Source organism: Janthinobacterium algoris (assembly GCF_051380935.1).
Taxonomy (GTDB): domain Bacteria; phylum Pseudomonadota; class Gammaproteobacteria; order Burkholderiales; family Burkholderiaceae_D; genus Janthinobacterium.
Genome location: NZ_JBNYXZ010000010.1, coordinates 82,726 through 105,784 on the forward strand (window position 1 = coordinate 82,726; position 23,059 = coordinate 105,784).

The following is a 23,059-nucleotide window of genomic DNA, read 5'->3' on the forward strand; positions in this document are numbered from 1 at the left end:
GCCACGTGCGCATTTGCCACGCTGGCAATACAGTGGCAGACTAGGCCCCTTCCTACAGACCAGACCGTCCTCATGACTGCCACGCTACGCGCCTCGCTTCGCCCCTACACCCTCGCCGGCCTGCTGGCCTTTGCCGCGCTGGGCATGCCGCCGCTGTGCGCCGCGCCAGCCAAGGCGCCGGCGGCGGAAACGGCCGATGGCGGACGCTATTTCGGCCCTCTCGTCGCGGGCAAGATGCATGGCCAGGGCCGGCTCGAGTACGCGAGTGGCGCGTTTTATGAAGGGGGCTTCGCGCGCGGCGTGTTTTCCGGCCAGGGCACGCTGCGCCAGGCTTCCGGCGTCGAATACACAGGCGCCTTTCGCCAGGGCGCCTTCGATGGCATCGGCCGCTACACCTCGCCCAAGGGCGAGATCTATGCGGGCAGCTTCATCAAGGGCAGCTTCGAGGGGCAAGGCCGCTTCCAGGGTGCCGACGGCGCCACCTTCGAAGGCCATTTTAAACACTGGCGCCCGCATGGCGCCGGCAAGCTGACCGACACGGACGGCACCGTCTTTGAAGGCGAATTCGTCCAGGGACAGGTACAGGGTAAGGCCACAGTCAGCACCAGCGACGGCATCCACTACGAAGGCGAGCTGAAAGACTGGAAATTCGAGGGTGTAGGCGTGCTGCGCACGGCCGAGGGTGACGAATACCGGGGCGGCTTCAAGAATGGCCAGTTCGACGGCAAGGGCGTGCTGCGCTACGCCGTCGCGCAGGCGGATGGCCGGCGCGAAGACAGCGGCCACTGGACGGAAGGCCAGCTGGACGACCCGGTCGCCGACAAACTCACGCGCGACAATATCGAACTGGCCCTGTATAACCAGCGCACCGTGCTCGATGGCGCCCTGGCGCGCATCGCGCCGCGCGATGCGGCAAAAAAAATCAATCTCTACCTGCTGGGCGTGGCGGGCGATGGCGCGCAGGAAGTGTTTCACCGCGAAACGGCCTTCGTGCAGCGCCAGTTCGACCGCGATTTCGGTACCGTGGGGCGCTCCTTGATGCTCGTCAACAGCCGCAACACGGTGGCGCAGCAGCCGATGGCCACGCGCACCAGCATAGCCGCCAGCCTCGATGCGCTGGGCGCAAAGATGGACAAGCAGAACGACATCCTGTTTTTATTCCTCACCAGCCACGGCTCACCCGAGCACGAACTGGCGCTGGCGCAAAACGGCATGGACTTGCACAGCCTGCCCGCGCAGGAGCTGGCCGGCATGCTCAAGCACAGCGGCATCCGCTGGAAAGTCATCGTGATCTCGGCCTGCTATGCGGGCGGCTTCATTGCGCCCTTAAAAGATGACAACACCCTCATCATCACGGCCGCGCGCAGCGACCGCACCTCGTTCGGCTGCGACGACCAGAACGATTTCACGTATTTCAGCGAAGCGTATTTCAAGGAAGCCTTGCCGAAGAGCAGCAGCTTCACGGAAGCGTTCGACCAGGCCAAAGTGCTGGTGCAGGCGCGCGAGGCGGCCGATTTCCGCGAGGGAGGCATGGAAACGGAAGAGCATTCCGAGCCGCAGCTATTCCAGGGTAAGGCCATCGCCGCGCAGTTGAAAGCATGGCGCACCCAGCCGCGCTAAGCGCGGCGCGGACTTCCTTCTTTCTGTACAATAGCTGTCACCATGCGACGATTTTTCCTCATTTTGCTGCTGTTCGTGCTTCCGCTCCAGATGTCCTGGGCAGCGGCGAGCGCGTATTGTCTGCACGAGGAAGGCAAGGCGGCGCAGCACCTGGGCCACCACAGCCACCAGCACAAGGCTGATGCGGACAAGAAACCCGTGGCCGACAAGGCTGACAAGCAATCCAAGGGCCAGCCGCACAGCGATTGCAACGTCTGCCATGGCATCGGCCATGCGTGGCTGCCGGCCGGCTCCAGCCTGCCCATCGGCGACACGGCGTCCGTGAACGCGGACACCGCCCCCTTCTTTTACGCTTCCCACATCCCGGACGCTCCCAAGCGCCCTGACTGGTCGTCGGCCGCCTAGGCCGACGGGACGTTTCATTCCACTGATCGCAATACACGCGCCTGATTGACTTGGGCGCCAGCCTGCGCGTCCCGTCGAATTCTTTTCCATGCTTTTGGAGAATTCGATGTACCGAACCATCTTGTTACTTTCCGCCGGCCTGCTGGCTGGCAATCTTGCCCATGCACAAGCACCTGGGGAACCTGCCGGCTCCCTGACTCTGCCCGCCGCGCTGGCCTTGGCCGAAGGCGGCAACGCCACCCTGTCGGCCGCCCGCCATGAACTGGCGGCGCAGGGCGGCGTCCTGCAACAGGCGCGCGCCCTGCCCAACCCGGAACTGCAAACGGTGCTGGAAGACACGCGGCGCGCCACGCGCAGCACCACCGTGCAGCTCAATCAGTTGATCGAGCTGGGCGGCAAGCGCGGTGCCCGCGCGGCTGTCGCCCAGCGCGGCGAAGAGCTGGCGCAAGCGGGCCTGTCACTGCAGCAAGCGGACACGCGCGCGCTAGTGACCACCGCCTTTGTCGACGTGCTGGCGGCGCAGGAAGGCTTGCGCCTGGCCGACAGCGCGCAGGCGCTGGCCGCGCGCGCCAGCGATATCACGGCGCGCCGGGTCACGGCCGGCAAGGCCTCGCCCGTCGAGGAAACCCGCGCCAAGGTCGCCGAAGCGAGCGTGCGGCTGGAGCTGAACCTGGCTCGCAGCACCCTGGCCAGCGCCCGCAAGCGCCTGGCCGCCCTGTGGGGCAATGCCACGCCCCGTTTTTCCCTGGCCGAGGGCCGCCTGGAAACCTTGCCGGAACTGCCACCGGCCAGCGAACTGGCGGCGCGCCTGGCCCAGGCGCCGGCCGTGCGCCAGGCGCGCAGTACGCTGGCGCAACGGCAAGCCATGCTGGACGTGGAACAGCGGCGCGCCACTCCCGACGTCACGCTGAGCATCGGCATGAAGCGCTCGGAAGAGCTGGGCCGCAACCAGGCCATCATCGGCCTGGCCTTGCCGCTGCCGCTGTTCGACCGCAATGCCGGCAACAAACTCGATGCCCTGCGCCGCAGCGACAAGGCCAGCGACGAGCTGGCCGCCGCCCGCATCGCCGTGCAGACGGCCGTGGCTGCCGCCAGCGAACGGCTGGCCACGGCCCGGCTCGATGTGGAAAGCTTGCGCCAGGACATCTTGCCCGGCGCCCAAAGCGCCTACGACGCGGCCAGCAAGGGTTTCGAGTTTGGCAAGTTCGCCTTCCTCGACGTGCTCGATGCCCAGCGTACCTTGCTGCAAGCCAAAAACCAATACCTGCGCGCGCTGACCGAAGCGCAGCACGCCGCCGCCGAGATCGAGCGCCTGCTCGGCGCCCCCGCTCCCCTGTAAGGAAGACCCGACATGCATATCAAACTCGACAAGAAACAGGCGATCGCCATCGGCGCCATCGCGGCCGCCGGCATCCTGCTCGCTACCCTCATCCTCGGCACGGGCAAGTCCATGACTGCGCCGCCCGCCGCCGTCAAGACGGAAGCACATGCTGAAAAGAAAGACGAACACGGCCACGAGGCAGTGGAAGGCAAGCTGGAATTGAGCGCCGCGCAAAGCCGCGCGGCCGGCGTCGTCATCGCCACGACCGCGCCTGGCCGCATCCAAACCACGGTGGCCCTACCCGGTGAAATCCGTTTTAACGAAGACCGCACGGCGCACGTCGTGCCGCGCCTGGCCGGCGTAGTCGAGGCCGTGCAAGCGGACCTGGGCCAGCTGGTAAAAAAGGGACAAGTATTGGCCGTCATCGCCAGCACGGAACTGTCGGAACAGCGCAGCGCACTGCTGTCGGCGCAGCGGCGCTTGTCGCTGGCCCGCTCCACGTATGAGCGCGAAGAAAAACTGTGGCGCGAAAAAATCTCGGCCGAGCAAGATTATCTGCAGGCGCAGCAAACGTGGCGCGAGGCGGAAATCGCCGTGCAGAACGCGCAGCAAAAGCTCAGCGCGCTGGGTGCCAGTGGCGTCAGCAAGGGGCCGCTGAACCGCTACGACATCCGCGCGCCGTTCGACGGCATGGTGCTGGAAAAACATATCACCCTGGGCGAAGCCGTCAAGGAAGACGCGAACATCTTCGTCATTTCCGACCTGTCGACCGTGTGGGCGGAAATCGCCGTGCCGGCGAAAGACCTGGCCACCGTGCGCATGGGAGGCAAGGCAGAGGTGAAAGCCAGTGCCTTCGACGCCAGCGCGCAAGGTACGATCACCTATGTGGGCGCGCTGCTGGGCGAGCAGACGCGCACGGCCAAGGCACGCATCAGCTTGCTGAACCCGGACATGGCCTGGCGTCCGGGCCTGTTCGTCAGCGTGGAAGTGGTGTCCGGCGAAGCGGACGCACCCGTCACCGTGCAAAGCACGGCCATCCAGACGGTGGAAGACAAGCCCGTCGTCTTCGTGCAAGTCAAGGATGGCTATCAGGCCACGCCCGTGGTGCTGGGGCGCAGCGATGGCAAGTTGACGCAGATCAAGCAGGGCCTGGCCGCCGGCACGCCGTACGCGGCGCAAGGCAGCTTCGTGCTGAAGTCCGAGCTGGGCAAAGATGCTGCCGGCCATGAACATTGATCACGTTAAACAAAGGAAACCATCATGTTTGAACGCTTGATCCGCTTTGCCATCGAGCAGCGCTGGCTGGTGATGCTGGCCGTCGCGGCCATGGCTGGCCTGGGCATCTACAGCTATCAAAAGCTGCCCATCGACGCCGTGCCCGACATCACCAATGTGCAGGTGCAAATCAATACCCAGTCCGCCGGCTATTCGCCGCTGGAAACCGAGCAGCGCGTCACCTTCCCCATCGAGACGGCCATGGCCGGCTTGCCAAACCTGGAACAGACGCGCTCGCTGTCGCGCTATGGCCTGTCGCAAGTGACGGTGATCTTCAAGGATGGCACGGACATCTATTTTGCCCGCCAGATGATCAACGAGCGCTTGCAGGAAGCCAAGGAAAGCTTGCCGGCAGGCATCACGCCAAAGATGGGGCCCGTCTCCACGGGCCTCGGCGAAATCTATCTGTGGACGGTGGAAACGCAAGACGGCGCGAAAAGGCCGGACGGCACGCCCTACACGCCGACGGACTTGCGCGAAATCCAGGACTGGATCATCAAGCCGCAATTGCGCAATGTCACGGGCGTCACGGAAATCAATGCCATCGGCGGCTACGCCAAGCAGTACCAGGTGGCACCGTATCCGGAAAAACTGGCCGCCTACGGCATCAGCCTGCAAGACGTGGTGACGGCGCTCGAACGCAACAACAGCAACGTGGGCGCCGGCTACATCGAAAGGCAGGGCGAACAATTACTGATACGCGCGCCGGGTCAGGTGGCATCGAAAGACGACATCGCCAACATCGTCGTCGCCAATGTGCAGGGCGTGGCGATTCGCATCCGCGACGTGGCCGACGTGGTGCTGGGGCGCGAGTTGCGCACGGGCGCTGCCACGGAAAACGGCCGTGAAGTGGTGCTGGGCACGGTCTTCATGCTGATCGGACAAAACAGCCGCGCCGTCTCGCAAGCCGTCGACAAGAAGATGCTGGAAATCAACCGCAGCCTGCCAAAAGGCGTGCACGCCGTCACCGTGTATGACCGCACGGTACTGGTCGACAAGGCCATCAATACGGTGAAGAAAAACCTGCTGGAAGGCGCCGTGCTGGTGATCGCCATCCTGTTCCTGTTTCTCGGCAATATCCGCGCGGCCGTCATCACGGCCATGGTGATTCCGCTGGCCATGCTGTTCACGTTTACGGGCATGCTGCAATACCATGTGAGCGCGAACTTGATGAGTCTGGGCGCGCTCGACTTCGGCATCATCATCGATGGCGCCGTGGTGATCGTGGAAAACTGCGTGCGACGCCTGGCCCATGCGCAGCAGAAACTCGGGCGGCCCCTGACCTTGCAGGAACGTTTTCATGAAGTGTTTGCGGCATCGCAAGAGGCGCGCCGCCCCCTGCTGTACGGTCAGCTGATCATCATGGTCGTGTACCTGCCCATCTTCGCGCTGACGGGCGTGGAAGGGCGCATGTTTACGCCGATGGCCCTGACGGTGGTGATCGCCTTGCTGGGCGCCATGCTGCTGTCGATCACTTTCATTCCGGCCGCCGTGGCGCTGTTTATCGGCGACAAGGTGGCGGAGAAAGAAAACGCCATCATGCGCGCGGCCAAGCGCTGGTATGCGCCGCTGTTGGACAAGGTGATGCGCAACACGCCCGTCGTCTTGACGGGCGCGGCGGTGGCTGTAGTGCTGTCGGGCTTGCTGGCCACGCGCATGGGCAGCGAATTCGTGCCCAGCCTGAACGAGGGCGACATCGCCATCCAGGCCCTGCGCATCCCCGGCACCAGCTTGAGCCAATCGCTGGCCATGCAGCAGCAGCTGGAAAGCAAGCTCATGGCAAACCACAAGGAAATCGCGCGCGTGTTCGCCCGCACGGGAACCGCCGAGATCGCGTCGGATCCCATGCCGCCGAATATTTCTGACGGCTACATCATGCTCAAGCCCCGCGATCAGTGGCCGCAACCGACAAAATCGCGCGAGCAATTGCTGGCGGAAATCGAGGCGACGGCCACCAGCTTGCCGGGCAACAACTACGAGTTTTCGCAACCGATCCAGCTGCGCTTCAATGAACTGATTTCCGGCGTGCGCAGCGACGTGGCCGTGAAGCTGTTCGGCGACGACATGAGCGTGCTCGACAGCACGGCGGCGAAGATCGCCGGCGTGCTGGGAAAAATCCCGGGCGCGACGGAAGTGAAAGTGGAACAGACGACGGGCTTGCCCATGCTGACGGTGCAGATCGATCGCGAGCAGACGGCCCGCTACGGCCTCAACATTGCTGACGTGCAGGCGGCAATCGCCACGGCCATCGGCGGGCAAGAGGCAGGCACCCTGTTCCAGGGCGACCGCCGCTTCGACATCGTCGTGCGCCTGCCCGACAGCCTGCGCAGCGACCTGGAGCAGTTGAAACGCCTGCCCATCGCCCTGCCCCTGGGGGCGGCGGCGGAAGGCCGCGCCCGCTTCATCCCGCTCGGTGAAGTGGCCAGCCTGCACCTGGCGCCGGGGCCGAACCAGATCAGCCGCGAAGACGGCAAGCGCCGCATCGTCGTCAGCGCCAACGTGCGTGGGCGCGATATCGGCTCCTTCGTGGCCGACGCCACGCAGCAGTTGCAATCGCAAGTGGCCATTCCCCCCGGTTACTGGACCAGCTGGGGCGGCCAGTTCGAGCAATTGCAGTCGGCCACGAAACGCCTGGAGCTGGTGGTGCCCGTGGCGCTGGCCCTCGTCTTCGTCTTGCTGTTTGCCATGTTCGGCAACGTGAAAGATGGTTTGTTGGTGTTCAGCGGCATCCCATTCGCCTTGACGGGCGGCATCGTCGCCCTGTGGCTGCGCGACATTCCCATGTCGATCTCGGCAGCGGTGGGCTTCATCGCCCTGTCCGGCGTGGCTGTACTGAACGGCCTGGTGATGATCGCCTACATCCGCCAGCTGCGTGAACAGGGCATGCCCTTGCAGGAGGCGATACGTGTAGGCGCCATTACCCGCCTGCGTCCCGTGCTGATGACGGCGCTGGTGGCCTCGCTGGGCTTCGTGCCGATGGCCATTGCCACGGGCACCGGCGCCGAAGTGCAGCGCCCGCTCGCTACCGTGGTGATCGGCGGCATCCTGTCATCGACAGCCTTGACCTTGCTGGTGCTGCCGCTGCTGTACCGGCTCGCGTACCGCAAGGAAGAGGAGGTGGAAATGCAGGCCGCGCCCAAAGGCGCGGCGGTACAACTGAGTAAATAAAGACGCTAGAGACGCGCGCTACCGCATGGGCTTAACCAGGCTTGCGGTAGCCGCCTTCGATCCAATTCGCCGCGGACGTGGCGTTGAATTTGAAGGCGGCCGAGGTGCGCACCTTGGCGATCTGCTCGCCATCCGGGTCATAGGCGCTCAGTTCCGCGTACGGGTGGTCTTCGTCGGGCACGATGTCGAACATCACCTTGACTTGCCCCTCGTCGGTGGCCACAAACAAGTTCTTGTGCAACTGCGCATGCAGTTGCTGCTCGTGGCGGCGCAGCACTTCCGAGGCCGTCTTCACCAGCGTGTTAAACGCGTTGACGTCGAGCGGCTTCGGGTTTTTCTTGTCGCGGCCCATGGTCCACGGACCCACCAGCGCCGGCTCCGGTTCGCCATCCTTGATCATGGCCACGGCCCAGCCTTCATCTTCCTCGTTCTTGATCACGCGCGCCGTCCAGCCATTGCCTACCCACAGGCGCGGCTCCTGGATCGGGGCGTCATTGTCTTGCTCGGCTGCTGCGTCGGAAAAGTCGGGGAAATCGGTACTCATGGCGGTGCTCGTGATGGAAGGTCGGGGCTAGCATGATAGTCGAAAACGCCCACCCGTGCCGCCTTGCCGCAAGGTAAGGCGCGGCCCGCCATAGTCGATCTCGGCAATAAGACAAGCTATCAATGTAGTGGCTTTATTCTAGCAATCGAGCTTTGATATTCCTCAAGTAATACTATTATTATTTTGCAATCTGAATTGTGTTTTTTATATTTCAAATATTGCATGTAGTAATGCTTGGCCACAAGAAATTCTTTTCATCATGCGACGCCCCTCACCCCTGCACGCCGCACTGCCACGCCACGCCACGCCAGGCACTTTCGTCGTTCTGATAAAAATAGCCGTGTACACCTATCTATATTCGAGGGTATCAACATGAAAATCTTGTCCACTATGGCCTTCGTGACGCTCGCCGCCGTCGCAGGAAGCGCCAGCGCAGTTCCCACCTTCACTACCGGCGGTACGGTACTGGCAGGTGAGGGGCTAGTCACGTCGGTCGCGGGCGCCACCACCATCAATTTCAATGATGGACTAGTGCCCAGCAATTACACGGGTAGCGTCTTTAGCAGCGATCACCCAAGCTACGCCGCGCAGCCACCGAACGATCTGACGGCCTTCTATTCCGTCGGCGTGACGAATGGCCAGATCACCCCTGGCGTCGCCACCTTCGGTGGCGGACTGAGCTATTTTGGTTTCTACATGGGTTCGCCAGATACGTATAACAGCGTCGTCTTCACCATGGCAAATCAGAGCACGGTCACGCTAACGGGATCGCAAATCAGCACGCTGGGCAATATCAGCGCCAATGGCGATCAATCGGTCGGTCTGTATGTGAATGCGTGGGCGGGCGAAGGGGAAAAATTTACCTCGATCGCCTTCCACTCAACAGGCCAGGATGCATTTGAAAGCGATAACCACGCCTTCATCACCGCCGTCCCCGAACCGGAAACCTATGCCATGCTGCTTGCCGGCCTGGGCTTGCTGGGCTTCATGCTACGCCGCAAACAATCCTGATGCCAATGCATGCACCAACAAAAGCCCGCGCGCGGGCTTTTGTTACGGCAGCCATTGCATGGACGGCGATGACGCAGGCAAGCGCTTCAGCACATGGACATGGCAGGCCGGTTGGGCCAGGTCAGCGGAGGACCGGGCGGTACCCAGCGCGGGTCGATGGCTGGCAGTGGCGCATGGTAATTAAAGGGATTGATGATGATCGGCGGTATCGCCGATGGCGCGCCGACGGGTTCGGCGCAGGACTGCGGGGCGCTACGCTGGCGCGTGATGTGATGACCAGAAGGGGATAGCGATTGATCCCCTGTATCTGCAAACAAAAGCATGTTGCCCTCCTTGCGAGACTGAGGTGTTCAGTATAGGACGGCTTGCGTACATTACAAGAAAAGAAATCTTGTTCTACATCAGCGTTTTCTGCCCGCCAGCGCCTTCCATACCGTGATATTGACCGCCTGTCGCACGCCGCTGGCAGCGCCAGCCGCGCGCCGCTACAGTGTGACCATGCAATACCCAGTCACCCATCCTCAGAGGCCCATCATGAAAAAATTACTCACCTTCGTCCTCATCGTCATGCTTGCCGGCCTGTTCCTCGACAAGATCGGCGGCAGCGACATGCACATGCAGTTCCACGGCGACGATATCGATGGGCCGCTGGAGTGGCTGTTCGGCCTGGTGTTTGCCGGCGGCGGCTTGCTGATCGCGGCCATTGCGCTGGTGTGCGCCGCCGTCGTCACAGGCGTCGTACTGGCCGGCGTGGGCGTGGTGCTGATCGCCGTGGTGGCCTTGTGCGTGGTGTTGGCGCTGGCGCTGAGCACGCCCGTGCTGCTGCCGCTGCTGATTCCCGTCGCCATCGTCTGGCTGATCGTCAGCCGCAATCGCAAGCAGGCGCAAACGCGTCAGCACAGCCTGTAATCACTGCGCCATGAACTTGCTGAGCACGCCGTCGCTGCCGCCGTCATTCTGTTCGATACGGTTGCGCCCACCCCGCTTGGCCCGGTACAGCGCCTCGTCGGCGCGTGCCAACACGGCGTCGGAATCGGCATCGGTACCGGCCATGGCGGCCATGCCGATGCTCACCGTGATGGTGATCAAGATGCCGCCATCGGTGGTCAGCGAACTTTCCGCCACACGCCGGCGCAGCCGTTCGGCAAACACGGCCGCCGCCGCCAGGTCGGTGCCGGGCAGCAAGATGGCAAATTCTTCGCCGCCCACGCGGCCCGGCACGTCGACCTTGCGCAGCGCCTGGCACATCAGCGCGCCCAGGTGGCGCAGCACGGTATCACCCACCGCGTGGCCATACTCGTCGTTGACGCGCTTGAAGTGATCGATGTCGAGCATCAGCACGCTGGCGCAGCTGGCCAGTTCGCGCTGCAGCCGTGCATGCTCGTTTTCCAGCGCCGCCATGAAGTGGCGCCGGTTCGGCAAGCCAGTCAAAAAATCGGTGGTGGCCAGCTGCAGCAATTCCGCATTCATGCGCTTGCGCTCGGTGATATCGAGCGAAGACACCATGACAAAGTCCAGGCTGTCCGCATGGCCGGGCATCACCAGCAAGCTCAATTCATTTTGGCGCGCCGCACCATCGAGACGCACGAAGCTGCTCTCGCACTCGTACAGGTGGGCGCCGCCAGCCAGCGCCAGCAGCGCATCGCCGAAACGGGGCAAGGCGCTGTCATCAAAATTCTGTGCCAGGCTCAGCGCGCCGCGGCGCTGGTCGTCCTCGTTGGCACGCACCTGCGCCAGTGCGGCACCGTTCGCATCGATGATGCGCACCAGCTCCGCCAGCCGCCGCAGCGCGTTCGGATTGGCATGAAAGTAGGCGCCCAGGTCGCGCACGCCCGCTTGCCCGAGTGCGTCGAGCGCGGCGCGCACGGCCGACCAATCCTGCTCCCACAGGGCCACCGGCGCATGGTCGTACAGGCTGCGGAAACGCGCTTCGCCGGCGCGCAGGGCCAATGCCACCTGCGCCTGTTCGATGGCCATGCCGGCCAGGTGCGCCGCCTCGCTCAGCCGCGCCAGATGCGCCGCGCCCGGCAAGGTGGGCTGGCGGTGATACGCCGTCAGGACGCCAAGCAGCTTGCCCGAGCCGCCACGCACGGGCTCGGCCCAGCACGATTGCAGCTGGGCTCGCCACGCCAGCTCCATCGTCTCTTGCACATTGGCGGCGGCATGCAAGTCGCCCACAATCACGCGCTGGCCGTCGCGCAGGGCTTGCGCGGCGATGCCATGCACTCCCTGCAGGGTGTCGAGGTCATGGCCATGGCTGGACAGGTTAAAGAACGCGGGCAAGCTCGGCGCCGCGCCCAGCACCAGGCGATGGCGGTTTTCATCGAGCAGCAAGATGCTGCACAGCATGGCGGGATGGTCGGCTTGCACGCTCAGCACCACGCTTTCCAGCACGCGTTCCAGCGGCGCGCCCGTGGCCAGCATTTCCAGCACCTGGCGCCGCGTGTGCTCGCGCCGTTCCATCTGGCTACGCTCGCTGATATCGCGGAAGGTCCACAAGCGCGCCTGTTCGTTGCCTAGCTGCATGCTGCGCACATATTGTTCGACCACCCGTCCATCGCGCAGGTGCAGCACATCGCGCCGTTCGCGGTGGCCGTGCGGCGCGTGAGCGCGTGCTCCAAGGAAAGGCGCCGCCTGCCACAGCTGGCTTTCCACATGGCGCACCAACACCGCGCCATCGGCTTGCCAGTCGAGCGCATCGGGCACTTGCCACAGGTCGCGGAAGCGCCGGTTCGAGGTGAAGATGCGGCCATTGATGTTATCGACCAAAATGCCGTCAATGGTCGAATCGAGGATGCTGCGCAGCATGGCCTGGCTGCGCTGCGCTGCCTCGGCCATCGCCAGCACGCTCGCCTGGCCCCGCTCCAGCTGGCCGGTCAGCTCGCTCGAGCGCGCCAGCGCCGCCTGGGCGCGGGCGCGACCCGCAGCCAGCAGCCAGGCCGCCAGCGCCAGCACGATGCTGGCCAACAAGCCGGTCAAGGCCACCAGGCGGGGCCGCGCCAGCAGTTCGCCATCGAAACCGGGCATGGTGCGCACGCGCAAGGTCCAGGCATGGCCGGCGATGCTGATCGCCTGCTGCGACAGCAGACTGTCCGAGGCGGCAGACGACTGCGCGCCCGGCAAGCGGTCATACATCAGGGCCGCCTCGGACAGTTGTGCGCCATCATAGATTTTCAAGTCCAACTGGCGCGCCCCCTCGCCGCCCACGCCCGCCATCAGGTCACCCATGCGGAATGGCGCAAACACCCAGGCGCGCAAGGCGGCGCGCCGCTGCTCCACGCTGGCATGCGGCAAGCCACTGTCATATACGGGCAGCACGACCAGAAAGCCATGCGTCTGGGCGCTGCCACCATCTTGCACCAGGTGGATCTTGCCCGTCATGGCGGCCTGGCCCGTATCGCGCGCCTGTTCGAGCGCGGCGCGGCGCACGGGTTCGGACCCGATGTCATAGCCGAACGCCAGCAGGTTGCTTTCGCTTAAAGGTTCCAGATAAGTGATGGGCGCATGCCAGGCGCGCTGGCCCGGCGGACGCACGGCATAGCCGGGATAGCCTTCCGCGCGCACGCTCGCTTCGTGGCGCGCCAGGGCGGCACCGGGCAACAGCGGCAGGTAACCGATGCCGTGGATGCCGGGGAAGTGCCGATCCACCTGCTGCACCGCCAGATAGGCATGGAATTCGCTGCGCGTGACGCCCTGCGAACTGGCATACAGTCCCTGCACGCCGTGCAGCACCTGGATGTAAGTCTGCATGCGAACGACGATGTTGTTGACCAGTTGGCGCACGCGGAAGTCAAAATCGGCCTGCACCTGCTGTTCGCTGGCGTCGTGGGCATTGCGCCAGGCGCCATACGTCAGTCCCAGGCACAACGCCAACACCAGCGCGGCCAGCACGCGCGGCCCCACCCAGTGCGACACTGACCGAGCAAACCACGACGAGGACGTGCGTGTAGGCATGACAGGCTAATAAGCAGGATGGACATCAAACCGCTACACGACCAGCAACATGGCTGGCAGCGGACTGCACGATTACCATCGGTAGTCGATGAAAACGATAGTACGTTACAGCGGGCGCCCTTGCAATGCTGAATATTGTATTAAAAAAATCACATATTTCGTCAATGCAATGATGCGTACTCCAGGAAAATTCGATGCCGTGAAAACCATCTCCACCGGCTGGTATGATCGCCGCGCAATCCATCATCAAGGAGTCGCGTTTGCAGCAGAATAGCTGGCAGGGAACACTATGGCTGGCGCCGGACTTTGCCATCCTGCATGGCGCAGTGGGCGCCACGGACAGCCACGCCCATTATGCGCACCAACTGATGCTGAGCACGGGCGGGCCCTTCACGGCAGAGCTCGACGGCATCGTCCACACCGCGCAGCACTTGCTGGTCGAGAGCCTGCGCCCGCACGCCATCCTGGCGGCACCGGCCCCCATGCTGACCATCTATGCGGAACCGCAGCGCCTGGGCGGGCGGGCCTTGCTGGCAGCCGCCGGCAGCGCAGGCGCGGCCAGCCTGGACAGCCTGGCCGCCGCGCTGCAGGCACAGCCGCGCGAAATCCTGGCCGACGCACGCGTGCAGCGCGCGCTGGACCAGGTCGATGCGCTGCTGTCCGGCAAGGTCAGCGCGGCCGCCGTGGCCGAGGCGGCGCATTTGTCGCTGAGCCAGCTGGAACGCCTGTTCAACGCCCAGCTGGGTTTGCCCGTGCGGCGCCTCGTGCTGTGGCGCCGCTTGCGCCTGGCCATCCGTTGTATTTTGCTCGGCAGCACCCTGACAGAGGCGGCCCACGGCGCCGGCTTTGCCGATGCCGCGCATTTTTCGCGCACCATGCGCAGCCTGTTCGGCGTGCGCGCCGACCGCAGCTTGCGCCAGCTCAACGTCAAACTGATCGGTTGACTTGTCGCCTAAGACCCGTGGCGCAAGCCTGCCGGCAGCTCGGGCGCGCGCACGCCCTCTTCCGCGCGGAACGGCTCGATCAACTGCGGCAGGTAGGCCACCGGATAGTTGGGACGGCTGCCGATGCCCAGGTCCTCGCCCCGCATGCGGTAACCGGGGGCATCGAAACGCGTGCCCAGCAAGCGGTCCCAGCAGGTAAAAAACAGGCCGAAATTCACGTCGCCGGCCGTGCCGTATTTCATGTGGTGGAAACGGTGCAGAGGCGCCCAGGCAAACACGTGGCGCAGCGGCCCCATGCGCATGTCGACATTCGCGTGCTGCAGCAATAGCTGGATCGCCACGGCAAACGCCAGCACGGCCATGACAGGCTCCGGGATACCCAGCAGCAACAAGGGCAGCATGCCGCCCGCCGCTTCCAGCAGCAAGTGCAAGGGATGTTTCATCCAGCCATTAAAACCGTACAGGCGCTGCACGCTGTGGTGCACGGCGTGCAGCTTCCACAGAAAGTAAGCACGATGGCTCAGGTAATGCACGAGCGTGATGCCGCAGTCGGCGATGAGGATCGCCAACAGCAACTGCCCCCAGAACGGCAACTGGACTGGCCACAACGGCCCCAGCGCCAGATGGCCAGCCAGCAGGGGAAATGCAGCCAGACCCAGCAAGTACAGCGCCTCGTTGACGAGCGCGTGCAGGCTGTCGCGCCAGCCATCGCCGTGTCCATGGTTCCAGGCAGCGTCATACGGCAGATAACGTTCGGCAAGAAAGGACGTGAACAGGGCCAGCAGCAACAGCGGCGGCAAGACCCAGAGGGAATGCTGGCGAAGCGCCACCAGCGAGCTGGCGGCGCCGATGAAGCCAGCCCAGAAGACGGGGCCGTACAACGCGGCAAAGAGGGATTTCATGGCAAGGCGCTCCTGTGGCAAAAACCACAGCATGGCCCGCAACCCTGCGGCGCCGCTTGAAGAAACGGCGCAACCTTTATTTGGCAGCCCGGCTTACTTGGCCGCCTTGCGCGCCGCGTATTGCTGGTAGCCGTTCGCGCGCAGGGCACAGGCGGGGCAGGTGCCGCAGCCATAGCCCCAGTCGTGCAGCTCGCCCCGCTCGCCCAGATAACAGGTGTGGGTGCCGCTGCGGATCAGGTCGACCAGCGGCTGGCCGCCCAGGTCTTCCGCCAGGTCCCAGCTTTGCGCCTTGTCCAGCCACATCAGCGGCGTTTCCAGTTTCAACCGCGTGTTCATGCCCAGGTTCAGGGCCACTTGCAGGGCCTTCATCGTGTCGTCGCGGCAATCCGGGTAGCCGGAAAAATCCGTCTCGCACATGCCGCCGACCAGCACCGTCAGGCCGCGGCGGTACGCCACGGTGGCGGCCACTGTCATGAACAGCAAGTTGCGCCCAGGCACGAAGGTGTTCGGCAAGCCGTTTTCCTGCATGACGATCTCGACATTCTGTGTCATGGCCGTATCGGAAATGGCGGAAATCACAGACAGGTCTATCATGTGATCCTGGCCCAGGCGGCTGTCCCACTCGGGCGACTGCTGGCGTATCTGCTCGAGCACGCCGGGACGCACAGTCAATTCGATGGCATGGCGCTGTCCATAGTCAAAGCCGATGGTTTCCACGCGGCTATAGTGCTTGAGGGCCCAGGCCAGGCAGGTGGTGGAATCTTGTCCACCGCTAAAGAGCACCAGTGCGGAGTCCGTTGCTAGCATAAATTTTCTTTCCATGTTTTTATCTGTTGCAATAGTGCGCGGGGAAACGAGATTCCCCATGCAAAAAATACTTATTCGTCCGCCATCAGTTTACCTATTCCGGTAACATGCAGTCAGCATTTACTCATCTGGAGCACCATGTTTTCTGCACGACCCATACGGCATACAGTTGCCGGCAAGGCGATACGACCACGAATTTTGGCACAAGTAGTGACAAAAGCAATGGGTCAACTGACACTGGCGGCCGCCGGCAGTGTCATCTTGATATGCCCGCTCGCCCAAGCCCGCGCGCAAGAGGGCACGCAAGTGAGCACGCAAGAGAACACGCAAAACTCGCCCGGCGACAACCCCGCCACGGAGGTGGAGGCGGCGCCCGCGCCGCTGCAGTACGAGGTCAAGGTCAACGCGCCCGGCGACCTCGATGAGTTGCTCGAAAAAAACCTGGACCTGGAACGCTTCCGCGGCAACCCGCGCATGGACCGCGAGCAATTGCAGCGCCTCGTGCGTGATACGCCTGAGCAAGCCAAAAACCTCGTCGCGACGGCCGGCTACTATACGCCCGTCGTCACGGTGCGCGTCGATACGACGGGCGCCAAACCCGTCGTCATCGTCGACGTCGATCCGGGCGCACCGGTGACCATCGACAAGGTCGAGCTGGAATTGCGCGGCTTCGATCCCACGCCACCCTTGGCCGCTTCCGAACAGTATGATACGGAAGCGCTCAAGCGCAGCTGGCCGCTGAAGACGGGCAGCGTGTTTCGCCAGTCCGACTGGGAATCAGCCAAGCGCGCGCTGCTGCGCGAAGTGGTGCAGACGCGCTATCCGCGCGCCCAGCTGGTCGATACGCAAGCCGTGGTCGACCCGGAAACGCACAAGGTGTCCTTGCTGGTGGTGCTCGACAGCGGCCCCGAGCTGCGCTTCGGCGAACTGCGCATCGAAGGCTTGAAACGCTACGATGCCAGCATCATCCGCAACCTCGACAAGATACACCCGGGCGACTATTACAGCGAATCGGCGCTGCAATCGCTGCAGGCGCGCCTGCAGGACACGGGCTACTTTGCCAGCGTGGAAGTGAGCGCCGACATGAGCAGCATCTTGGGCGAGCAGATCGAGGCAGGCCAGGAAAGCCAGCAAGCCGATGCCGCCGGCGCCGAAGCCAAGCCGGCCAATCGCGGCCCCGCGCCGCTGCTGCCGCTGGTCGTGCGCGTGACGGAAAACAAGCAGCAGAACGTCAGCGCCGGTCTCGGTTTCAGTACGAATACGGGGAATCGCGCCCAGCTCAACTATGACAACCTGAATGTGTGGGGCACGCGCTTCAAGAGCGCCCTCACCATGGAAACGAAGAAACAGGCGGCGCACGCCAACTTCTATTTCCCCACCACCGAGCGCGGCTACAACGACAGCGCGGGCGCCTCGTTCGAGCGCAGCGACATTTCCAACGAAATCACGGCCGTCACCACCATCTCGGCCAAGCGCAACTGGGGCGGTACCAACCTCGAGCGCAGCCTGACGTTCGAGTTTCTCAGCGAAGACAAGACCATCGTGGGCATGGAACAGACACGCAGCAAGAGCTTGCCCCTGACCTATGCCATCACCAAGCGCAGCCTCGACAGCCTGCTGTTCCCCACCAAGGGCTATGTCATCAATGCCCAGGTGGGCGGCGCCCTGCTGCCCGTGCTGACGGACGAGCGCTTCGTGCGCGTGGCCAGCAAGGCCGTGTATTACCGACCGCTGGGCGAAAAAGGCGAACTGATCGTGCGCGGTGAAATGGGCGCGCTCGGTTCGAAGGAAAAACGCGGCGTGCCGGCCGTCTACCTGTTCCGCGCGGGCGGCGACCAGTCGGTGCGCGGCTATGGCTACCAGGAACTGGGCGTGAAGGAAGGCGATGCCACCACCGGCGGGCGCTACATGCTCACCGGCAGCGCCGAATACCAGTACTGGTTCAAGCCGAAATGGGCGATCGCCGCCTTCTATGACGCCGGTAACGCGGCCGACACGGTAAAAGCGGCCATGACGCCGAAATCGGGCTATGGCCTGGGCGGGCGCTACAAGAGCCCCGTCGGCCCCATCAATGTCGACGTGGCGTATGGCCACGCCGTCCACAAATACCGTTTGCACTTCTCTCTGGGATTCACTTTCTGATGTCCGATATGACTACCGAGTCCCATAACGCCGCCCCTCCACCTCCGGCGAAAAAACCGCGCCGCTGGCACCGCTATGTGCTGATCGCCGTCACCAGCCTGGCCGTGCTGCTGGGCGCCGCCTTCTGGTTCCTGGGCCGCGAATCGACCTTGCAGATGCTGGTGCAAAAAGTGGCCAGCGCCAGCGGCGGCGAGATCGCCGTCACGGGCGTGTCCGGCTCGCTGTACAAGCGCATGCACCTGGGCCATGTCAGCTACCGCAGCAAGACGCAGCACATCACGGCCGACAATATCGACATCAACTGGTCGCCGTTCCAGTTTTTCTCGGAAGGCATCGCCATCAGCGAACTGCATGTGGCCAGCCTGTCCGTGGAAAGCACGGCACCCTCCGAGGAGCCGTCGATCATGCCTGCCAGCCTGGCCCCGCCTTTTAAAATCGGCATCAGCGACGCGCGCCTGGACAAGGTGACATTGGTCAGCGCAGGCGGCAACACGGTGTTTGAAAAAATCCATTTCAGCCTGTCGGGCGACAAGTCGCAATGGCAGCTGGAAGACGCCTCGGCGCTGACGCCGTTCGGCCAGGCCACGGCCAGCGCGACGATTGCCGCCACGCAGCCGTTCAAACTCAGCGGCAAGGCGGGCTTGACGCAGCTCCATGCCGCCGCCGGTGAAAAACCGGCCGCCCTGGCGCTACAGCTGGGCGGCGACCTGAATGTACTGAACGTGACGGCCAAGGGCAACGCGGGCGCAGCCACGGCCGACGCCCAGTTGGCGCTGGCGCCGTTCGACCCCGTCATCATCCTGCGCTCGGCCAGCATTCGCGGGCGCAACATCAATCCGGGCAAGTTCGACGCCACCTTGCCGCAGGCGGACCTGAGCCTGGAACTCGATGCCGCCATCGACACGCGCCCCAACGCGCAAACGGTGTCGGGCAAGCTGGCCATCCTCAACCACGCCACACCCGGCCCCATCGATCAGCAAAAGCTGCCGCTGCGCCAGTTCGAGGCGCGCCTGGGCGGCACCCTGACGGCCACGACGCTGGAATCGGCCATCATCGATTTCGGCAACGCGGGCAAATTCACGGGTAGCGGCAAGCTCAACCGCGACGCCGCCGATGCTCCCATCGGCAATGCGCAACTGACCTTGCACACCGACAAGATCGACTTGCAACATATCTACAGCAGCATCAACAGCACCAAGATCGTGGGCGACATCGTGCTCGACAGCGACGGCAAGACGCAAACCCTGCGCGCCAAGCTGGGTGAAGCCAAGCTGCGCCTGAACGTGGAAGCCACCCTGGCCGATTCCCTGGTGCAGCTGCGCAAGGCAACCTTGCAAGCAGGCAAAAGCAGCGTCAACGCGACGGGCCAGATCAGCCTGCAAGACGAGCAACCATTCAAAGCCGTGGCGAACGCCAGCCGCCTCAATCCCGCCGACTTCGGCGCCTTCCCCGTGGCCGACCTGAACGTGGACGTGCGCGCCAACGGCCACGTGGCACCCAAGTGGCTGGCGAATGCGGACTTCACCGTACGCCCCAGCAAGCTGCTTGACCAGCCGTTGTCGGGCAAGGGCAAGCTGACGGCCGATGCCGCCCACTTCAGCGGCATCGACGTGCAATTAGCGTTGGGCAAGAACAACGTGACGGCCAAGGGAAACTTTGGCGGCGCCGGCGAAAAACTCAACTGGAATATCGATGCGCGCCAGCTTTCGGCCTTGCAGGGCGACTTGCTGGGCGCCGTGCAAGCCAGCGGCGTGGTGCAGGGCACCCTGCAGCAGCCGCGCACGACGTTTGTTGCCGATGCAAAGGGATTGGGCCTCACCAGCGGCAAGCGCCCCGCGCCTGACAGCGCCATCCACGCCAGCGGCGACGTGGGCTTGACGGGGCCGAAGAAGGAAGCGGAATTGAAAATGAGGGGTTCCTTGCAAAAGATCAACCCGGCCGCGTTTGGCGCATCACTGCCCAACGGCAACGTGAATGCGGATTTCACCGGCAGCGGCCGCTTGAGCGGCGACTGGCAAGTAGCCCTCAATCTGGCCTTGCGCGAATCGACCCTGCAAAACGCGCCGCTGGCTGGCTACGCCAAGCTGTCGGCCAACGCGAAACGGGTCGACAGCGTCGATGCGGAACTGCGCCTGGGACCGAACAGCCTGCTGGCCAAGGGCGCGCTGGGCGGCGCCACCGACAAGCTGACGTGGAAACTCGATGCGCCGCAACTGTCGACGCTCGGTCCCCGCTTTGCCGGCGTGCTGCATGCCTCCGGCTCCGTCTCGGGCAAGATGGATGCGCCCGCCGCCCAGCTGAGCCTCGATGGCCGTGACTTGACCTTCTTTGGCGACCAGCAATTGAAAGCCGTCAAAGGCAGCGCCAGCGTGGGCGCCGGGCAGGGCGCACTCGACCCCATGGTCAGCAGCCTGGACATCACCGGCTACAGCACGCCCACCTTCAAGCTGGCCAGCGCCCGGCTGGGCACGACCGGCACGCGCGGCAGCCATACGGTCAGTTTGACGGCGCGCAATGACGATTTCGATGCCACCGTGCAAATCCGCGGCAGCCAGAGCGGTGCCAGCTGGACGGGCACCATCGACAGCCTGCAAAACAAGGGCCGCTATGCGCTGGTGCTGCAAGCGCCCGTGCCCGTGAAAGTGGCCGGTCCGGCCGGCAGCGGCGTGGCCGGCCTGGGCCAGCCTGAACAGATCAGCGTGGGTAACGCCGTCATCAAATTGCCAGCAGGCAGCATCACCATGCAAAGCCTGGTCAAGAACGGCCCCCGTTGGACCAGTTCCGGCCAGGCGGCCGGCGTGGCGCTGACCTATCTGGCGCAAGTGATCCCCTCGCTGCAAGCCAATGCGCGCAGCGACCTGACCCTGGGCGCGCAATGGTCGCTCGACATGCAGGTGCCGACGGCCAAGCAGAAAGACCCGTCTTTGGCCGGCATGCTGCACATCTACCGCGAAAAAGGCGACGTGACGGTAGGCGTGGAACAGCCGCTGGCACTGGGCTTGCGCACCTTCGATGCGCGCATCGACGTGGCCAACCAGCAATTGCGCCTGGCCGTGAAACTCGATGGCGCCCGCGCGGGGCAAAGCGATATCAATGCCACCGTGCAAATGCTGGGTGGACGCATCAGCAACGACAGCGCCCTCTCCCTGACGGGCACCACCAATATCGATTCACTGGCATGGCTGGCGCCGCTGACGGGCCAGCCGGGCCTGGAGCTGGGCGGCGCCTTGAAAGTGGCCCTGTCCGGCAGCGGCAGCATTGGCGCGCCGCAATTGAATGGCGACATCAACGGCAGCAAGCTGCTGGTGAACTGGGCCGACCAAGGCTTGAAATTGCGCAATGGCGTGCTGCAAGCCAAGCTTGCCGGCGATCAATTGCAATTGCAGCGTCTGAGCTTTGACGGCGGCGATGGCAAGGTACAGGCAGATGGCTGGGTACGCTTTGCGAATGGCGAAGCGAGCCTGGAACTGAAACTGATGGCCGACCGCCTGCAGGCGCTGTCGCGTCCCGACCGCACCTTGATCCTGTCGGGCAACAGCACCCTGGTGCGCAACGACAAGCGTTTCAGCTTCGAAGGCAAGTTCAAGGCCAACCGCGCGCTGATCGAACTGGCGCCGCAAGATACCCCGACGCAAAGCAGCGACGTAGTGGTGCTGGGCAAGGAAGTCAAGGGCAGCAAGGAAGCACCGTCCTTGCCCCTGAATATCGACCTCGAATTCGACCTGGGCAATGCCTTCCACTTGCGCGGCATGGGCCTCGACGCCGACCTGGCGGGCAATGTGCGCGCGCGCGTCATCAACCGCGCCGCGCCGCGCGTGACGGGCAGCATCCGGGTCGTCAACGGCCTGTATGCGGCGTATGGGCAGAAACTGGCCATCGAACGTGGCTTGATCGCCTTCACGGGCGCCTACGACAACCCGTCCCTGAATATCCTCGCCGTGCGCAAGCGTCCCGAGGGTGAAGCGCTGTCGGAAACGAATGTGGAAGCGGGCGTGGAAGTGCGCGGCACGGCCCAGGCGCCGACAGCCAAGCTGGTCTCCACACCGAGCGTGTCGGACAGCGACAAGCTGGCCTGGCTGATCCTCGGCCATGGCGCGGAAACGGCGGCCGGCGATGAAATGGCCCTGCTGACGACAGCCGCAGGCGCCCTCTTCGGCGGCTCCGGTGGCGGCTTGCAAGGCAAGCTGGCCAGTTCGCTGGGTCTCGATGAAGTGGGACTGTCGCAGGCGCAAGGGCTGGAAAGCACCGTTGTCACCGTCGGCAAGCGCCTGTCCTCGCGCGCCTACCTGACGTTCGAGCAAGGCACCAGCACGGCGACCAGCCTGGTCAAGCTGCGCTACAAACTGAATCGCCGCATCACCCTGCAATTCCAGACGGGCACCAACAATGCGCTCGACGTGTTGTACACCTGGGCGTTTGACTAGATTGAGCGTAGGTTGGATTAGCGGCGTAGCCGCGTAATCCGACACCACCACCAGAAACAGCAAAGGGCGCCTCGGCGCCCTTTGCTTTGCTCTGCAGCAAACAACTTACTCGGCTATGTCGAGGCCCCGCTCGATCATGCCTTCGACGTAAGCGCGCAAATATTGCTCCAGCGCGGGGCCGGACAGCACGTTGGCCGTCAGCGCGCCGTGCGGCGAGCCTTTCAGCACGCCGTCGTGAGACACGCGCGCAATCCAAGCCACGTCCGCGCCCTGGGTGTAATCGAGTTCATAGTCGAACGATTCTCCGCTGACTTTGCGTGTGTAGACTTCCTTGACAATTGCCATCTGAAACAGCCTTTCTTGACGAGATTAACTGGGATGCGGGTGCGGCACCGGATCGTCCTGCGGCACCGGATGCACGGGCCCCGGATGGCGCCCGGGGGCTTCTTGCGGCTCCGGCGCCGGCAGGGGTTCATCGACAGGCGCCGGGTCGGGCGCGCGGTGGACATGGATGACGGGCATGGCTGGCCTCCCTGCAGACA

General features: G+C 64.0%; 16 protein-coding genes. 10 read left to right on the plus strand and 6 right to left on the minus strand.

What is annotated here, in order from left to right:
* The first annotated feature begins 72 nt into the window (after nt 1-72).
* From ACQ4W7_RS16270 to ACQ4W7_RS16290, 5 genes are all read left to right on the plus strand, one after another.
* Complete coding sequence (locus ACQ4W7_RS16270; protein ID WP_436531764.1) at nt 73-1,620, plus strand: C13 family peptidase; 1,548 nt, start codon at nt 73-75, stop codon at nt 1,618-1,620.
* Nucleotides 1,621-1,662: 42 nt separating this feature from the next.
* Nucleotides 1,663-2,025: a cation efflux protein, CzcI family gene (czcI, locus tag ACQ4W7_RS16275; protein ID WP_426073226.1), complete on the plus strand. Its 363-nt coding sequence runs from the start codon at nt 1,663-1,665 to the stop codon at nt 2,023-2,025.
* Nucleotides 2,026-2,131: 106 nt separating this feature from the next.
* On the plus strand, nt 2,132-3,364 hold the full coding sequence (locus ACQ4W7_RS16280) for a TolC family protein (protein WP_436531766.1): 1,233 nt from the start codon (nt 2,132-2,134) through the stop codon (nt 3,362-3,364).
* A gap of 12 nt (nt 3,365-3,376) precedes the next feature.
* Nucleotides 3,377-4,582 carry an efflux RND transporter periplasmic adaptor subunit gene (locus tag ACQ4W7_RS16285; protein WP_436531768.1) on the plus strand — a complete coding sequence of 402 codons (1,206 nt, stop codon included), beginning with the start codon at nt 3,377-3,379 and terminating at the stop codon, nt 4,580-4,582.
* Nucleotides 4,583-4,606: 24 nt separating this feature from the next.
* A complete protein-coding gene (locus tag ACQ4W7_RS16290) occupies nt 4,607-7,789 on the plus strand; it encodes an efflux RND transporter permease subunit (RefSeq protein WP_436531770.1) in 3,183 nt (1,060 codons plus the stop codon).
* 31 nt (nt 7,790-7,820) lie between these two features.
* On the opposite strand, the gene ACQ4W7_RS16295 is transcribed toward ACQ4W7_RS16290, so the two are convergent.
* Nucleotides 7,821-8,333: a hypothetical protein gene (locus ACQ4W7_RS16295; protein WP_436531772.1), complete on the minus strand. Its 513-nt coding sequence runs from the start codon at nt 8,331-8,333 to the stop codon at nt 7,821-7,823.
* A gap of 372 nt (nt 8,334-8,705) precedes the next feature.
* On the opposite strand from ACQ4W7_RS16295, the gene ACQ4W7_RS16300 reads away from it, so the two are divergent.
* Nucleotides 8,706-9,344, plus strand: a complete 639-nt coding sequence (locus ACQ4W7_RS16300; protein WP_436531774.1) for an Npun_F0296 family exosortase-dependent surface protein — start codon at nt 8,706-8,708, stop codon at nt 9,342-9,344.
* Nucleotides 9,345-9,430: 86 nt separating this feature from the next.
* On the opposite strand, the gene ACQ4W7_RS16305 is transcribed toward ACQ4W7_RS16300, so the two are convergent.
* Nucleotides 9,431-9,667, minus strand: coding sequence for a hypothetical protein (locus ACQ4W7_RS16305; protein WP_426073231.1), 237 nt, complete (start codon nt 9,665-9,667; stop codon nt 9,431-9,433).
* A gap of 211 nt (nt 9,668-9,878) precedes the next feature.
* On the opposite strand from ACQ4W7_RS16305, the gene ACQ4W7_RS16310 reads away from it, so the two are divergent.
* Nucleotides 9,879-10,253: a hypothetical protein gene (locus tag ACQ4W7_RS16310; protein ID WP_436531776.1), complete on the plus strand. Its 375-nt coding sequence runs from the start codon at nt 9,879-9,881 to the stop codon at nt 10,251-10,253.
* Here ACQ4W7_RS16310 and ACQ4W7_RS16315 read toward each other — a convergent pair whose 3' ends face one another.
* Nucleotides 10,254-13,298 (minus strand): sensor domain-containing diguanylate cyclase, encoded by a 3,045-nt coding sequence (locus ACQ4W7_RS16315; RefSeq protein WP_436531778.1) that lies wholly within the window; start codon nt 13,296-13,298, stop codon nt 10,254-10,256. It abuts the gene before it with no gap.
* 224 nt (nt 13,299-13,522) lie between these two features.
* Here ACQ4W7_RS16315 and ACQ4W7_RS16320 point away from each other — a divergent pair, with 224 nt between their 5' ends.
* A complete protein-coding gene (locus ACQ4W7_RS16320) occupies nt 13,523-14,242 on the plus strand; it encodes a helix-turn-helix domain-containing protein (protein ID WP_436531780.1) in 720 nt (239 codons plus the stop codon).
* An 8-nt stretch (nt 14,243-14,250) separates the two neighbouring features.
* Here ACQ4W7_RS16320 and ACQ4W7_RS16325 read toward each other — a convergent pair whose 3' ends face one another.
* Both ACQ4W7_RS16325 and queC read right to left on the minus strand, forming a co-directional pair.
* Complete coding sequence (locus ACQ4W7_RS16325) at nt 14,251-15,144, minus strand: sterol desaturase family protein (protein ID WP_436531782.1); 894 nt, start codon at nt 15,142-15,144, stop codon at nt 14,251-14,253.
* A gap of 93 nt (nt 15,145-15,237) precedes the next feature.
* Nucleotides 15,238-15,951, minus strand: a complete 714-nt coding sequence (queC, locus tag ACQ4W7_RS16330; protein WP_426073236.1) for a 7-cyano-7-deazaguanine synthase QueC — start codon at nt 15,949-15,951, stop codon at nt 15,238-15,240.
* A 222-nt stretch (nt 15,952-16,173) separates the two neighbouring features.
* Here queC and ACQ4W7_RS16335 point away from each other — a divergent pair, with 222 nt between their 5' ends.
* Nucleotides 16,174-18,093 (plus strand): autotransporter assembly complex protein TamA, encoded by a 1,920-nt coding sequence (locus ACQ4W7_RS16335; protein ID WP_436531784.1) that lies wholly within the window; start codon nt 16,174-16,176, stop codon nt 18,091-18,093.
* Nucleotides 18,094-18,101: 8 nt separating this feature from the next.
* Nucleotides 18,102-22,517: a translocation/assembly module TamB domain-containing protein gene (locus ACQ4W7_RS16340; RefSeq protein WP_436531786.1), complete on the plus strand. Its 4,416-nt coding sequence runs from the start codon at nt 18,102-18,104 to the stop codon at nt 22,515-22,517.
* A 105-nt stretch (nt 22,518-22,622) separates the two neighbouring features.
* On the opposite strand, the gene ACQ4W7_RS16345 is transcribed toward ACQ4W7_RS16340, so the two are convergent.
* A complete protein-coding gene (locus ACQ4W7_RS16345; RefSeq protein WP_436531788.1) occupies nt 22,623-22,862 on the minus strand; it encodes a hypothetical protein in 240 nt (79 codons plus the stop codon).
* Between the last annotated feature and the right edge of the window lie 197 nt (nt 22,863-23,059).